This is a genomic window from Microcystis sp. LEGE 00066 (assembly GCF_015207925.1).
GTDB classification, from domain to species: domain Bacteria; phylum Cyanobacteriota; class Cyanobacteriia; order Cyanobacteriales; family Microcystaceae; genus Microcystis; species Microcystis ichthyoblabe_A.
In genome coordinates this window covers 1-14,465 of record NZ_JADEVX010000114.1, presented here as the reverse complement: position 1 = coordinate 14,465, position 14,465 = coordinate 1, and the positions used below count along the sequence as shown (strand labels likewise).

Genomic DNA, 14,465 nt, shown 5'->3' with positions numbered 1-14,465 from the left:
GCGAATTGGCGGAGTCAATCCCGCCGATATTAACGCTTTATTAGTGTATCTAGAAATGCGGCAGATGTCGGCAGTTAAAAGTTAGGAAATAATCCTGATTATCAGCGATCAAGAGTTCTTATCGGCTGCCCAATTAGCAGCCCCAATCAAAATAAATGACCGATTACTCCTGACAAAAGAAAAACCTTTACTTGTGACAAGGTCAAAGAATTTTGTGGACATCAAGAGTTGAGTCAGAAACTAGGAGCAGATTTTTATTTTGCCACTCCTGATCATTCTTAGGAGAGGGGATTAAACGAGCATATTAATATTGCCAACGGACAGAAGGCGATCAAAAACCGACTAATTACCTTGGAAAACGGACAGAAGAATTTAGAGTTAGGGCAGTCGGAAATTAAAGGCGATATCTAAACCCTAGACGGAAAGATAGAGGGTTTAAGCTGCAAGCAGCTCGAGTTAAAGTTATGGCGAACGCGGCGGGGAAAACCACCGATCTCGCCGAAAAAGTCGGAGAATTGAAAAACCGGAAACAGATCGGGATAGTGGTGATCACCGCTTTGATCAGTTCGGTCTAGTCCTAGGTTTTAAAAATTGCCCAAAAAGAAAGGTAATAATTATCCCCAAAATACTCTGGGCAGTAACCTAAATAACCAACCTCAAAAAAACTCTCTGCTACACTTGAGTCAGTAGATGCACCCTGATGAAAAAGGAGAGTCAAAGAAAGCTCTCCTTTTTTTTTGTTGAGAAAGCAATCCGGGGGGATTTAGCCGCGGTTAGCAGGTAGTTTCGCCTTGCGTGCCATGTCTTTGAAACCATTCAAACTTGGACCGGGGCGACGGCGAGACATACTGGGAGTAATCAAGTATTTTGTCGCAAATTCCACTTCTTGCGGCTCTACTTTGCCGTTAGTAGCGGCTACGGGCGCTGGTGCGCTCACAGGAGCGGTGGGAGTTTCTTTTACTTGTTTTTCTTTCTTAATAGAAGTTTTTTGGGTTTTTTTCTCGGCTACAGGGGCGGCAGCAGACTCCACAGCAGGTGCGGGCGCTTCCACCACAGGTGCGACTACTGCCGTGGTTGCTGTTGCTTGTTGTTCACCATCGGTTTCTTTTAGTTCTAGGTAAAAGTCAGATTTTTTGCCACCAAAGAGATTTTTTAACATCGGGGATCACTCCGAGAGTTGGGAAAATGTAAAAGACTAGGTATTTAAAAATTTATCATTGACCGGGATCAGGCAGCAAACAAGATTATTGTCTTGACAATTTCTCTGCTTCATCTATTTTTCTCTGGATAATTCCTAACAGAAAAAGTGTTTTAAAACAAGTTAAGTTTACAAAAATTTACAAACATCTCGAACGAGAAACCCAGACGCAACCAATGACAAAAACTGCTAGAGACGTTGCTGATAACGTCTCTAGATTATTTATTGGGGATTTGGTCGGATTTAGCTGGCTGCAGGTACACGGCTGCCGCTAACTCCGGGGACAGGACCACGACGAATGTTGGTTTCCGCTTCGATGGGAACGAATTCAATATGATTGAGGAGGGTAGTAACGAAAGCAAAGAGTAAAAAAGGCAAAGAGAGGACGACGACTAACCCCACGGTAGCGAGGGCGAAAATTTGTCTAGTGCTACTCCAAAGAGCTAGAGTGGAAGCGAGAGTAAGAAAAATAACGATTAACCAAACGATTATTTGTCCGTAAATATCTCCGAAGGTGAGGGTGCAAACCATGCGATAGTTACGAAAATCCTTATCCATAACAGTAAACCCGTAGATAGTCAGTTATTGTTTTAGGGTAAGTCTAGAATCGTCACCTTGGTCAATATTTAAAGGTTTTTATAAACACTTGTTGATAAATCTTTACAATTCTGCCCCGAGCGGGTAGCCAAATCTAGAGGTAAGAGCGGTATTGTTTGGTTGCTCTCCTAAGAATTGATAAGAATTGATAAGAATTGCTAAGAATTACCAAAAAACTGGCCAAAATTTTGGCGAACGCTCTTTACAATTAAATTATAAAGGCAACGAGGAGCAAGCCTAATGAAAACTTTTGTTGAGCGTTATCGGTCTTGGTTTAATTGGACAACCCTAGCCATGGTTGTTCTCGGTTTCTGGTTAAGTGCCAGTTTCGTCATCGATTTAATCATTATCCCCAGCTTATCCGTAGCTGGCATGATGACACAAAATGGCTTTGCCAGTGCCGGCTACTTGCTATTTGGCATTTTTAACCATCTGGAATTAGTTTGTGCGGCGATTGTGCTGTGTAGCTTTGTTGTCTTCCACCGCTATCATCCCTTAATCCATCTCCCCGAACATCGATCGCTCCTATTCGCCGGTGTTCTCTTAGTAATCACCCTAATTTACACCTATTTTCTCACTCCCAATCTGAGCGCTATGGGTTTATTAGCTCCCGTTACCGCATCGGGAATGTCGGGAGAAATGATGTCCTTGCAGATTGGTTACTGGTTTCTAGAAGTGGTTAAAGGTTTGATAGCTTTTACCCTGTTGCGCTGGTGTTGGCGAGATGCCTTTAAATTGGCTTAGTTTTTGATTACAAGCGGGGTTCAACCCGCTTTTTTACTACCTATAATTAGTTTGAGATGTTCCTTGTAGAACAGAATTATGGAGTTATTCTTTAGATCTATACTCTAGGATTCTCAGGTGTTCTGGTAAATCAATCTCTATCCATTCTTCTGTAGAGATAGGAGGAAGTCCACTTAATTCCTGTAAATCTCGTATTTTTCTGACTATTAACTTAATCAGACTACCATTTGAAGCTAATTCAAAAATGTCATCTTGATCAAAGACAATAATATACTTACCTGTCTTAGCATGAAATAAAGCTTGGCGAAGCCTACAATCTCCGATCTTTCTCTGCCTTGTAGAAGAGCTTCTATCAGGAAATCCAGTGGCTCCCTTGAAAGTAAAAAAAATTCCTAATCCCGTAGTAGATAAATTTACATCCATGATACTACAAAGTCTTGCAAAGTCCTTATCTGTTAATTTGCTCTGTTTAGCTTTTGCTTCTACAAGTATATTTCGTTTCTCAAAAGGAAGATAAAATAGCTCGGAGATTATTTTCCATTTTTGATCATCCCCAGATATTAATAAATCATATTGAGGTCCAGCAGATTGAAAACTTTTAAAACTTGTAGCACCCTTAACTCCTCTAAAGCAGAGATAAACAATCTGTTCTAAAATATATCCGCACTGGATTCTTTGATCTTGGCTAGGTTGCTCACATTTCAGAAATACTCTCAGTTCGGCTAGATAATCCGACAATCTTTTATCAGCGACATATAAATAAGAAGCCAGCTTGTCGGTTTTAGGGTCATTTTTATCAAGCTTTTCTAGTGATTGTATAATCATCTCAACTAATTCTTCTTGTTGACTAGACATAGACTTGATTAGATAAACTCGATAGCTTGATTAATTTCTGCTATAAAATCAAATAGTAAATCATCATAGTTGTCCACTTCTTCTTCACAAAGTGGACACAGCCAAGGCAGATTAGGAAAACCCTGACCATAAGGTATTGCTCCTGCTGGGGTATCAGGTTCACATTTGTGATATACGAGTAATTTCATGCTACACATACCATCCCCTTCGAGAATTGCTAGTACAGTAAGCGCATCGGAACGAGTAATCCCCAGACGCACAGCAAGATCATGGGGCATAATTTGCCCGTTCGGATGCCTAAAAAGCTGACTAAGCCGAGCTTTTTGTTGATCCGATAAAAAATCTAGCCTCCCTTGATACATCACCCCAGGCATAGTCTTAGCCTCGAAGTCCAAGCTCTCTTAGTACAAAATCCAAAGCCAGTGCACTACCACCGTACCCACTATCATAGCATTTTAAGTGTTGAAAAGCATCCTGAGTTCTAGAATCGGATTTTAACCCAAAGTAGCAATGAGCCTTAAAAAGCTTATCTAATTCGGGTAGTTTTGTGGAACTTTCGGCCTCAAGCTTTTGATGTTGTGCTGGGACTTTTTCAAGACTAAATTCATAGGATTTAGTACCCCACTCTTTTATGAGAGTATGTAATATAGCGTTTTCTACTCGATTACATTGGGTTAGATCGGAAAAATCAAGAGTCTCTAAGGCCGATTCCGCCAGTTTTCTAGATAAAGCTTGCAATCCTTTGACGTTGATTTCTGATATCCCAGCACTATGAGCGTTTAATGCTACTCCAGAAGCTTCGGCTCGAATTCTTAAGTGTTGCCATCTGTAGTTATTAGTGTCCTGTAGGTATTGATTCCACACTTGATTTAAAATCAGTTCATGAAGTATGGGATGCTCCCAAGAAGATTGACAATGTTGAGATAGTTCCTCAAAAAACTTGGGAACGTAGTGCCAGAAGGGAAACTGTGAAGGCGTACAGTATTCCTTTTCTTGCTCAGTAAAAGAAAAATTATTCCAAGAGAAAGCAACATAATTGTCATCTATTTCTGCAATCACCGACCAGCGAATATAGCTCCCTTCTATCTGTCTAATTTCACCCGTATCTCCGAGACGATTAATAACTTTGTGAGTTCTTATATACCATATTCGAGGGCTATTGCTATCTACTATCGGGCCATACCATCCTTCTTCTCCAAACTGATCTAATAATTGTGCTGGTGGCATTAAACGAGGAATTTGAGAGTGTTCGCCTGTTTTTAAACTTAACCACATTCTGGGTTGTTTAACATAGGCTAACAAAACTTCATTGTCAGATATTTGCTTTTTTTCCAGAGACTCTGTAATTTTTTGAGATAGTTCTATTTTCTTATTACTTCTTTTTAATGGATAACCCAGAATGCTCAGAAGAGTTTTTTTCTTAAATTCTGGACTTGACAAAAATTGTCTACAATATTCCGAACCCTGAGAATAGCGGCTCTTCGGTTTGTGTTATGCAATGAACGGGGGTTATAAGGGATGGAACCCCTATATAGAAAGGCATTTAGCGATTTTTGTCAATTATTTTCGATCTAGAGCGAACTAATCAATTAAATCCCTTGCCAGATAAGGATTTAGTCGATTTATGCCCCCCTATCGAACCATACCAAGTAACGAAGAGCCAGAATAGCCATTATCAACAAAGGCTTGAATAGACATAAATTTCCTAGAGGAGACTTAAATAACTAGCCAAAGTCTCATTTTAGCCCAAATCCGAAGAGATAGTAAAATCATTCAAAATTTGACCATCCTCTTGATCATTGTTGCTGCAATATAGCGTTTCTGATTCACAGGAGGTACATTCCCGATCCTGAACAGCTTAATCAGCAAAGGTTTAAGTGTGCCGCACAGATGCGAGAACCGCTATAAATTCTCAAATTAGAATAAATTCTCAAATTGGATGGATATCAAAGCAAATTATCTACAGCCTTTATCGTAAAAGTGAAGTACAAAATAACCTTTGCTAATCAGGTATTTTAGCTGCGATAACGCACCTCATCTATCTGAGAAAAGCTGTAAATATCTGCTGTAATAAACACCTCAAAATTTTTAGCTAATTACCACTTTCTTGCCGCCTCAGATGTTCCCATTAATTTACCCCAAAGCAGACCAAACCTCTAACTTACTGACCACACGACGAATCACCTCATCGGTAAACTCACTCATGGTCATTTGGCCCCCTAAATCGGGGGTTTTTTTGCCCTCGTGAATAGTTTCAAAGACACTTTCATAAATTGCCCTGGAAGCTTTACGCGCCTCGCTAGTTTCGATATAACCTAACAAAGCTGCCGAGGCTAAAATCATCGCCATGGGATTAGCGATATTTTTGCCCTCTAAAGCCGGGGCCGTGCCGTGGGGAGCTTCTGCCATAATAGTTTTAACTGCTAAGGTCTCCTCATCAAATCCTAAAACTAAACTTTCGGCCCCAGCAATACTGCCATAGAGTTGCAAGACAAAATCAGATAATAAATCGCCATCGCGATTAAGGGCCGGAATCACCAAAGCTTCGCCGTCGGTTTGTAAAAGTAGGGCAAAAGTTGCATCAATTAACAGGGGTTGATAACGCACTTCCGGATGTCTTTGGGCCGCCGCGTCTAATTCCTCTTTAAACATCCCTTCGTAGGTGGCACTAACGGTGAATTTTGGTCCGCCAAATACCCGCGCCCCGGTTTTCTTGGCGTGTTGAAAGGTAAACTCGGCCACAGCGCGACTGGTAGCCCTAGAAATGCGCGAGGTGCGATAGGCAATTTCATCGCCGGTGGCAGTGGTTTCTCGCCATTCTTTGGCCCCGTAGGCATCATCAACGGCCATGCGGACAATGGCAATGGGAGAATAAACGCCCCCAATCGGACGAATACCGGGGATACGGCGACCAATGCGGAGAATTACCTGAGAATTCATTGCTTCTCTTAAAATAGCGTTAGGACTGCCCACATCTCCTTTAATTTCTGGGGTAATGGTGGCAGCTTTGAGAGCTAATCCAGTTTTGAGAGTCGCTTCGGCAGCCTCATGAACCACTTGATTGTTACTCTGGCGACGTTGGGCTAAACTAAGATCAACATCGGCAAAGTTAAGCGGTTGACGAATTATCGAGGGTTGTAATACTCTCAGGGCTTCTAGTAATAGTTCTTCTCCAGTTTGGTCGCCGTGCATGACTACAATGGTGGGGATATTTTCTGTCATAGTTTTTGAGTTTTAATAAAAATTTTCAAGCATATCTTAATGCTTAATTGGCTGGTTAATCGGCTAAAAAAGATACTTTTTACCTTAATTAATTCTGTAATTTTATCAATCTTGTAAGTAGCTGGTTATAATTAAATTGAAGATGAATTTTGGGTTTGATCCCCCCTGCCCCTAGGGCTGTTTCATTCTCCCATCAGAATATCAAAAGTAAAAGCGATCACTATCAGGTAAAATGAGGAGTGACCCTGACTGACGGACACAAGTGGGTCAAAACCTGACAAGACAAGGGTTGCCAAAAAGAAAAATATCTGGGTAGATAGGGAAAAAGCAAGAATCCCTACAAGATGAAAACCGAGAACAGAATCTTCTCCCAAGTTTATTCCTATCTATACTTTAGACGTTCATAATCTGAGATTTATTAAACTTCTGAAATCGTAGAGTCAGCAAAGAATCCAGTTCTTTTTTATTTTTCAGATGGGCATCATTCAAACATTCATAAATGGCTGAAGAAAAGTCAGAAAAGTTTTCATAATATTTACCATGTAAACATTTCTTTTTGACAAATTTCCACAGCCTTTCAATTAAATTTAGATTAGGCGAATAAGACGGCAGATAGAGTAGCTCTATTGACAAAGAAAGAGCCAATTCTTCAACAATTTTACATTTCTGATAGCGGGCATTATCTAAGACTAGAGTGATGGGAATCATTAGTCCTAAAGCAGCTATTTTTTCAAGGAGTTCACAGACTTGAGTTGCCGTAATATAAGTGTCATATGTTACCAGAATAACTTCATGAGTTATTGCATTTAATGCTCCTAAAACATTAAAGCGTTTACGCCCGCTCGGTGACTTAACAAAAAGTCTCTCAAAACACCAAACAAAACCGAGAAAAGCTCCCATAACAAAGTGAGCGGCATCAACAAAAAAAACAGCCCTTTTTCCTTCTTTAGCCTCATTTAGTCTGGGTTCTAGCTTTTTTTCTTTGTAGTCTTCTTGTTCATCTGGGTCAGCTTTAGAAGGAAGAGAACCTATTTTTAAACATTTCATTCCCAAGGATTTTAAGAATTTCCTCACTTGGGTAGGACTTCGTTTTATCCCTGTCAATTCTTCTATTCTATATACAGCTTCATTTATTGTGGCTGGTGGATTTTTCTCGAAATATTTTTTGAGCGTTTCTCTTTGAGACTCTAATTTACTTTTAGGGCGATATAAGTTGATTTCTTTTAATTTTTCTATTCCGCCCTCTTGATAATCTCGAAGATAGGTTAATAAGGTATTTGGCGAGATTCCTGCTAACTGACAAATTTTTTTGTGCGGTATCTTTTGGCTTTTTAACCAGAGAACTTCCATCTTCAGTTGAACCCGGGGATGAGGATGATGAAATCTTTCATAATACAGTGAGTTCTTTTCTTCTTCCGTGAATTCTAGGTTAATCATGTTTTTAATGAGTGCTTTGCTTCTAATTATGACTCTTGAACTATATTATTGTCTTTGAGTAAAAAATGCAAGTTATAACCGTGCAAAGTATAAATATTTACCCCCCCTCTCCCTTTTCTGGGGAGAGTTTTTTTTGGCTAATTTTCCCTGTTAACGGGGATAAATCTCGGTGACAACTCGATCGGGGGAACTACTGGTAACAACAATGTTATTATCTTCTAAAGTGCCGATCGCTTTATCGCCGGTGAGATTAAATTTTGGTTCCTGTTGTTCATAGATAATATTCCCCTCGGCCTCGACAATTTTTTCCGACATTTTCCAAGTTAAAATCTGACTATACAATTGCGCCCCAGTTTTCTGATTAATTCCCTTAACCCCGTCCTTGAGATAAGCGATGCGATTGCCTAATTCCACCACCACACGATTACCAGTAATAGTAATTTGATCTTGATATTGAAAAATTTCCGTGGGGCGATCGGAAGTTAGGGTACGATTTTGATAGTTCCAAATTGCCTGAGAACCAGAAATCTGTAAAGGTGGTTCTAAAGAGCGATATTCGAGGTTTTCTTGCAGGATAACCTGATTATTTTTTCTTTCCCAACGACCGCCGATAGCAGTCAGGCGATCGATAATAGTTTTATTAATATAGCGATCAAAAGCGACTTTTTGATCGGTACTAATGACCTGTTGCGGAATTTCCCAGTACAGGCGCTCGGTTTGCAGGACGACACGAGATTCCTTGGCGGTAGCCACCACTTGACCTTGTAATTCTAGTTTTTCTTGGCGCGTGTCGTAGCGTCCTTGGCGGGCCTTGGCTTCTAGTTGTAAATGACTACCTTTGATCCCTTTGGGGGAGATTAAAACACCTTCCTTGGGTAGCCAACGCAATTCCGGCGCGTTAATAATGGCCTTATTGCGGGGATCTACAGCCACAATATTATCTTTGAGGAGAATTTCCTGGCCTTCCTTATAGACTTCACCGCGGTCAGCACTAACCTGTAAAACTACTTTCCCATCTTGATAGATATTACCCTTGATATTTTCCAGACGGGCGATTTTTTGGTCTTGGGTGTAGGTAGCTTTTTTGACCTGAATTTTCCAGAGGGGTTGTCCGGAGGGGTTAGCCTGTTCTAAGGTGGCATTATTGAGAATTAACCGGCCATTTTCCTCAATTTTAGGCGATTCTGTCGGCGAAATTTTCGGCGGATCGGGAGGTTGACAGGCCGTTAATCCCAGCAAACCGATTAGAAGGGCAGCCCCGCGCCCAATTGATAATTTTAATTGTAACCGCTGCCTCAATTTCGATCGCTCCGCTGCTATTTTCTCTCCTCCCAGTGTAGGGTAAGGGGTCGCCCCTTGACCGGTTGAAAGTAGTTTACTCGCTAGTTTTGCTGGGAAAAACCCCCGGTTGAACGGTGAGAGTTTGTTGTTTACCCCTGCGGTTAATCTCGATTTCCAGATTACCACCGATCGCACTGGTTTCCACACCCTGCTGCACATCGGCGGCGGTTTTAACGGGGTTTCCTGCCACAGTTTCGATGATATCACCCGGTTGCATTCCGGCTTTTTGAGCGGGGGAATTTTCCACCACTCGCAGGACGATTACCCCTTCATTTTGGTCAATATTAAAGCTTAATTCTTTAGTTTCATTCAATTGCTGCCGTAATTCTGGGTTTAGCGTCACCATCTGGATACCGATGTAGGGATGTTCCGCTTTACCCTTGCTAGATAGCTGTCCCGCCACTTTTTGGGCGGTTTCGATGGGAATAGCAAACCCTAAACCCTGAGCATCGGCCCGAATTGCCGTATTAATGCCGATAACTTCCCCCTTGGCGTTTAGCAACGGGCCGCCGGAATTGCCGGGGTTGATAGCGGCATCGGTTTGAATAAAACGAACCCGTTTATCGGGAACCCCCACTTCGCTGCTAGTGCGTCCTAGGGCGCTAATAATGCCCACCGTCACCGTATTATCTAAGCCTAGGGGATTGCCAATTGCGATCGCCCACTCCCCAGGGATTAAAGTTTCGGCCTTGCCAAAAGTCACCGTCGGTAAATTTTCCGCCTCAATTTTCACCAGGGCCACATCGGTCATATTGTCAACCCCCAGAACTTTACCCTGATAGATTTGACCGTTTTTCAAAGTCACTTTTACTTGGGTTGTCCCTTCCACCACATGGGCATTAGTCAAAAGCATTCCATCTGTACTAACAATAAACCCGGAACCGGTTCCCCGTTCCAAATGCTCCCTGGGAATCGGCACTTCATTACCAAAAAAGCGCCGAAAAAAGGGCTGTTTAAATTGTTCGGGAATTTGGTCGGCCACTTCCCGGGCCGAGTCAATCCGCACCACCGCCGGCCCGACTTTCTGCACGGCCTGGGCGATAAAATTAACATTACTGTCGTTTTGGGGAATAACAGGGAGAGAGAGGGAAGCGGGGAGGATTGCTGGCGGTGTATTTACCTCTAGGGTTGCTTTTCTGCTTAAATACTGATTTCCTAGTACACCCACAGCACCGCCTAGGGCGATTAATCCCAGTGAAATCCCCAATCTTGTCAATAAACCCATAAGCTCTAGCCCTAAAATGTCGTGTGCGGTAGAATCGGCCCCAAACTTACCTATATTATAGGCTGTCTTTTTTGTCGGTAGGAAAGAATCAATGGGAACTTACCCCGTTTACCAGTCTTCTTTTAGCGGTAAAATCACGAAACAGCTATAAGAATCTCACTTCATGCAATTGTTTGATCGCATCCGTTTAGGGATAGCCGTAGCGGTGGCTAAAACCGTTACTGCTGTGGTTAAAGGACTCCGTTTAGGGGCCGCCAGCGTCTTGCCGGGGGAAATTGCCCGTCGTCTCCATCCCCGTTTGTTGCCGCTACTTTGTGGGCAAGTCCGACGGGGGGTAATCTTGGTGGTTGGCACGAATGGAAAAACTACCACTTCCCTACTGCTAAGAACTATTCTAGAGCGTCAGGGGGCAAAAGTCACCCATAATACCACTGGGGCGAATTTAATTAATGGTTTAATCACTGCTTTATTAGCCGATGCCAATTTATTCGGCACTTTAAAGGCTGATTATGCCATTTTAGAAGTGGATGAAAATATTCTCCCTTTGGTTTTAAAAGATTGTCGTCCTCGCGCTATTTTAGCTCTCAATTTGTTTCGCGATCAACTCGATCGCTATGGGGAAGTGGATACGATTAGTCGCCGTTGGCAAGGGTCCATATCTCCCCTACCCACCGATACTTTAGTGATTCTCAATGCTGATGATCCGACTCTTTCCCATTTGGGTCAACAACTGCCCCAAAGAGTTGTATATTTTGGCTTAAGTGAGCCAGAATTATATCTAGAAGAAATTCCCCACGCTGTCGATTCTATTTACTGCCCTAAATGTGGTGCTTCTTTGGATTATCGAGGGGTTTATCTCTCCCATTTAGGGGATTTTAGTTGTCCTAGTTGTGGCTTTAAAAAGAGTAATCCTGCTTTCCATAGTCACGATTGGCCGCAGATTTTAATCGGTGTTTATAATAAATATAATACTTTAGCGGCGGGTTTAGTAGCCCAGGAATTGGGGATTAAAGATCGAGAAATTTTTGAGACAGTTCAGGGTTTTAAAGCGGCTTTTGGTCGAGCGGAAGAATTAGAAATTGAGGGTAAAAAAGTTAGAATTTTACTGTCCAAAAATCCCGTGGGTATGAATGAAACAATTCGCGCAGTGGCTGATATTTTACAGAAAGAAAAGTCTTCTACTACTCTCTTAGTTCTCAATGATCGCATCCCCGACGGGACGGATGTTTCTTGGATTTGGGATGTGGATACGGAAAAATTAACCCCTTTGGGAACAACTTTAGTGGTAACAGGCGATCGACTTTATGACATGGCTTTGCGCTTACAATATAGTCAGGATAGTCTCGCTTATCCCGTTAATTTAATTGTTGAATCCGATCTAAAAAAAGCGATCCAAATTGCCCTTAATAACACCAAAAATGAGGAAACTTTACATATTTTACCCACCTATTCTGCTATGTTAGAAGTACGAGAGATTCTCACAGGTAGAAAGATTTTGTAGAAATTAGAAAAGAGTGAAGATTGATGTTAGGTGTTAGGGTGTTAGGGTGTTAGTTGAATTCCCCCATTTCCCCATTCCCTAAATCCCCATTTCCCCATTCCCTAATCCCCTAAAAAATTATGCAAGAACTAGAACTAAAAATCGGCTGGTTATATCCGACCTTAATGAGTACCTATGGCGATCGAGGTAATGTTATTACTATCCAAAGAAGATGTCAATGGCGTGATATTGCTGTAACAATTATTCCCCTAGATGCTCAAACAGAAGCCGAGACATTTTACCAAGTAGATATAATTGTTGGGGGTGGAGCGCAGGATCGGCAACAGGAGATCGTTATGCGCGATTTACAGGGGAGAAAAGCAGCGGCGATGAAAGAACAATTATCCGCAGGAATACCGGGGGTTTTTACCTGTGGTTCCCCACAATTATTAGGCCATTATTATGAACCAGCTTTCGGTCAAAGAATCGAAGGATTAGGATTATTAGACCTAGTAAGTAAACATCCCGGACCCAATGCAAAACGCTGTATCGGTAACGTGGTTTTTGAAATTACTGCTTCCCCTTTAGCGGAGGAAATTAAAGCTATGACTGGGGAAAAACCGCTAGTAATTGGCTTTGAAAATCACGGGGGTCGTACCTATTTACAGACCGTTTCTCCCCTAGGAAAGGTGATTACCGGTTACGGAAATAACGGAGAGGACGGTTATGAAGGAGCATTTTACCACAATGCGATCGCTACCTATGCTCACGGTCCCCTACTACCCAAAAATCCCTTTTTAGCCGATTGGTTAATCCAAAAAGCTTTAGAACAAAAGTATCAAAAACCGATTTTTTTAACAAAACTTGATGATTCTCTGGCCTTGAAGGCACGATTTGCCATGTTTGAACGACTAGAACTAACCGGCGTGACCAATAAAGCCTAAACTGGTCATATACACTTATGGCAGGAGATAGTCAAACTAGCCATTAAGAATTTTAATTGTGGCAGCTTATGAAATTATGACTGGAAAAATTATCGATCGTCAGACGACGGGGTTTCTCGTCCTCATCATCCCCCTAGCGGTGTTAATCATCCTTCTTTTTACCGCTTGGCCATTGATCCTACTTGTCTTCCTCTTAACTCTGGCAGTCAAGGTGTGGCAAGACTATCGCTGGTCAAAATTATCGACGGTGATTAACCCCTATTTCAATCAACTTTTACAGGACAATCAAGGTTGTCTCACCCCGATTGACCTATCGGCAAAAGCCAATCTCACGGCCAAATTAGCCAGACAATTTTTAGACAGAAAAGCTGAGGAATTTGGAGCGCAAAAAAAAGCTGTAGGCGATAAGGGTATGGCCTATTACTTTATCACCGCCAGTACCCTGGGTAGTATTTTTGATGAGAGTGACCCCTCTTTAGAAGAAATAGGGGAAAAACAAGTTCCTGCGATTACTGCCTCGAGATCCCCTCTGACCAATTTAGAGCAATCCCAGGAGGCTAAATCCTCTCTGATTGTCGCCGAAAAAAGCGAAAATTCTGTCTCGGAAGTTCCTGTTATTTCTTCCTCCCAATCTCTGACTAATTTAGGTAAATTATTTGAGGAAAAAGAGGAAGAAAATACCGCAGCAATCTCTGTTCAAGAAACGGTAATTCAAGAACCGGAGGAGATAATTAATCCTAGTTTAAACAGTTCTGCCAGTTCTTTATCCCAATCAGAATCAGAGGTTAGGGAAGAATCACTAACCACTGTATCTGAAACCATCTCATCGATGAGTTTGGCGGATTTGGCTAAACGTTTAGGAGTTACCCCGGCCGTTTTGGGTAGAAACAAGAAAAATAAATCCGAAACAGAATTTGCCGATTGGAGTCGCATCAGAGATCCCGATGGTATTGCTTGGAAATTTGACGCAAAAAACTCCCTATTTTTGGCCAACTGATAGATAAATTTGTTTGGTTTTCTAGACAGGCTCCCTGCCTGTCTTTTTTGGCTCTAGTATTAAAGGGGGATCAAAACCCCCCTTATCAAGCTATCCATTAGTCAGATCTTTCTTAACAAAAAGAGAAGAAACTTAAAAAAAGGGGAAACGATTGATAGGTATAGTTTTGAAAGAAGGAATTAAGGTGGAGGTAAGCAAAAAAATGGAGAAATGGGCAGCCCAAGAATTACAATATGCAGACCTAGGGGACACCAGAAGAAAGAAAAGGTTAATCAGTATCGTAGAAAACTTGGCCAGTCAACCTAGTACAAGTGTGCCACAAGCTTCGGGAAATCTAGCCGCAGCGAGTGCCACCTACGACTTTTGGAATTCCCCCTATTTTCACCCCTCAGATATAATTGCCGCCCAAGCTAAAAGTACAGTAG

General features: G+C 41.8%; 14 protein-coding genes and 1 pseudogene. 6 read left to right on the top strand and 9 right to left on the bottom strand.

The features are described from left to right. Positions 1–162: 162 nt before the first annotated feature. Positions 163–279, top strand: a pseudogene (locus IQ224_RS15520) (IS30 family transposase); the annotation flags it as partial. A 484-nt stretch (positions 280–763) separates the two neighbouring features. Here the strand turns inward: IQ224_RS15520 and IQ224_RS15510 are convergent. Together IQ224_RS15510 and IQ224_RS15505 are read right to left on the bottom strand one after the other, a co-directional pair. Continuing rightward, the gene (locus IQ224_RS15510) at positions 764–1,159 is read right to left on the bottom strand and encodes a hypothetical protein (protein WP_194033168.1); all 396 of its coding nucleotides are present in this window, start codon (positions 1,157–1,159) and stop codon (positions 764–766) included. Positions 1,160–1,441: 282 nt separating this feature from the next. Further along, positions 1,442–1,756, bottom strand: coding sequence for a hypothetical protein (locus IQ224_RS15505; RefSeq protein ID WP_002735918.1), 315 nt, complete (start codon positions 1,754–1,756; stop codon positions 1,442–1,444). A 279-nt stretch (positions 1,757–2,035) separates the two neighbouring features. On the opposite strand from IQ224_RS15505, the gene IQ224_RS15500 reads away from it, so the two are divergent. Continuing rightward, on the top strand, positions 2,036–2,539 hold the full coding sequence (locus IQ224_RS15500; protein ID WP_002747456.1) for a hypothetical protein: 504 nt from the start codon (positions 2,036–2,038) through the stop codon (positions 2,537–2,539). 84 nt (positions 2,540–2,623) lie between these two features. On the opposite strand, the gene IQ224_RS15495 is transcribed toward IQ224_RS15500, so the two are convergent. The 7 genes from IQ224_RS15495 to IQ224_RS15465 all read right to left on the bottom strand — a co-directional run bounded on the left by IQ224_RS15495 (position 2,624) and on the right by IQ224_RS15465 (position 10,619). Beyond that, entirely contained in the window at positions 2,624–3,394 is a 771-nt protein-coding gene (locus IQ224_RS15495) for a hypothetical protein (protein ID WP_228036258.1), read from the bottom strand. An 8-nt stretch (positions 3,395–3,402) separates the two neighbouring features. Beyond that, positions 3,403–3,672 (bottom strand): hypothetical protein, encoded by a 270-nt coding sequence (locus IQ224_RS15490; protein ID WP_002737739.1) that lies wholly within the window; start codon positions 3,670–3,672, stop codon positions 3,403–3,405. 100 nt (positions 3,673–3,772) lie between these two features. Further along, positions 3,773–4,834 carry a hypothetical protein gene (locus IQ224_RS24240; protein ID WP_228036257.1) on the bottom strand — a complete coding sequence of 354 codons (1,062 nt, stop codon included), beginning with the start codon at positions 4,832–4,834 and terminating at the stop codon, positions 3,773–3,775. Positions 4,835–5,527: 693 nt separating this feature from the next. Continuing rightward, positions 5,528–6,616 (bottom strand): isocitrate/isopropylmalate family dehydrogenase, encoded by a 1,089-nt coding sequence (locus IQ224_RS15480; protein WP_002747470.1) that lies wholly within the window; start codon positions 6,614–6,616, stop codon positions 5,528–5,530. Positions 6,617–7,009: 393 nt separating this feature from the next. After that, entirely contained in the window at positions 7,010–8,053 is a 1,044-nt protein-coding gene (locus IQ224_RS15475) for an IS630 family transposase (RefSeq protein WP_194033167.1), read from the bottom strand. Positions 8,054–8,203: 150 nt separating this feature from the next. Next, a complete protein-coding gene (lptC, locus tag IQ224_RS15470) occupies positions 8,204–9,352 on the bottom strand; it encodes an LPS export ABC transporter periplasmic protein LptC (protein ID WP_002747473.1) in 1,149 nt (382 codons plus the stop codon). Between the two features lie 76 nt (positions 9,353–9,428). Continuing rightward, complete coding sequence (locus IQ224_RS15465) at positions 9,429–10,619, bottom strand: HhoA/HhoB/HtrA family serine endopeptidase (protein ID WP_036402503.1); 1,191 nt, start codon at positions 10,617–10,619, stop codon at positions 9,429–9,431. Between the two features lie 163 nt (positions 10,620–10,782). Between IQ224_RS15465 and IQ224_RS15460 the strand changes: the two genes are divergently transcribed. From IQ224_RS15460 to IQ224_RS15445, 4 genes are all read left to right on the top strand, one after another. After that, the gene (locus tag IQ224_RS15460; RefSeq protein WP_002747476.1) at positions 10,783–12,120 is read left to right on the top strand and encodes a Mur ligase family protein; all 1,338 of its coding nucleotides are present in this window, start codon (positions 10,783–10,785) and stop codon (positions 12,118–12,120) included. 119 nt (positions 12,121–12,239) lie between these two features. Beyond that, on the top strand, positions 12,240–13,043 hold the full coding sequence (locus IQ224_RS15455) for a type 1 glutamine amidotransferase (RefSeq protein WP_002747478.1): 804 nt from the start codon (positions 12,240–12,242) through the stop codon (positions 13,041–13,043). Between the two features lie 76 nt (positions 13,044–13,119). Continuing rightward, positions 13,120–14,040, top strand: coding sequence for a hypothetical protein (locus IQ224_RS15450; RefSeq protein WP_084990135.1), 921 nt, complete (start codon positions 13,120–13,122; stop codon positions 14,038–14,040). A 202-nt stretch (positions 14,041–14,242) separates the two neighbouring features. Further along, on the top strand, positions 14,243–14,465 hold a 223-nt coding region (locus tag IQ224_RS15445), incomplete at its 3' end, for a transposase (protein WP_130757148.1).

What these genes read in the sequence shown, in the direction of transcription:
- IQ224_RS15490 (WP_002737739.1), bottom strand. Translation starts at nt 3,672, where the DNA reads ATGCCCCATGATCTTGCTGTGCGTCTGGGGATTACTCGTTCCGATGCG.
- IQ224_RS15505 (WP_002735918.1), bottom strand. Translation starts at nt 1,756, where the DNA reads ATGGATAAGGATTTTCGTAACTATCGCATGGTTTGCACCCTCACCTTC.
- IQ224_RS15495 (WP_228036258.1), bottom strand. Translation starts at nt 3,394, where the DNA reads ATGTCTAGTCAACAAGAAGAATTAGTTGAGATGATTATACAATCACTA.
- IQ224_RS15475 (WP_194033167.1), bottom strand. Translation starts at nt 8,053, where the DNA reads ATGATTAACCTAGAATTCACGGAAGAAGAAAAGAACTCACTGTATTAT.
- IQ224_RS15450 (WP_084990135.1), top strand. Translation starts at nt 13,120, where the DNA reads ATGACTGGAAAAATTATCGATCGTCAGACGACGGGGTTTCTCGTCCTC.
- IQ224_RS15455 (WP_002747478.1), top strand. Translation starts at nt 12,240, where the DNA reads ATGCAAGAACTAGAACTAAAAATCGGCTGGTTATATCCGACCTTAATG.
- IQ224_RS15500 (WP_002747456.1), top strand. Translation starts at nt 2,036, where the DNA reads ATGAAAACTTTTGTTGAGCGTTATCGGTCTTGGTTTAATTGGACAACC.
- IQ224_RS15460 (WP_002747476.1), top strand. Translation starts at nt 10,783, where the DNA reads ATGCAATTGTTTGATCGCATCCGTTTAGGGATAGCCGTAGCGGTGGCT.
- IQ224_RS15480 (WP_002747470.1), bottom strand. Translation starts at nt 6,616, where the DNA reads ATGACAGAAAATATCCCCACCATTGTAGTCATGCACGGCGACCAAACT.
- IQ224_RS15510 (WP_194033168.1), bottom strand. Translation starts at nt 1,159, where the DNA reads ATGTTAAAAAATCTCTTTGGTGGCAAAAAATCTGACTTTTACCTAGAA.
- IQ224_RS15465 (WP_036402503.1), bottom strand. Translation starts at nt 10,619, where the DNA reads ATGGGTTTATTGACAAGATTGGGGATTTCACTGGGATTAATCGCCCTA.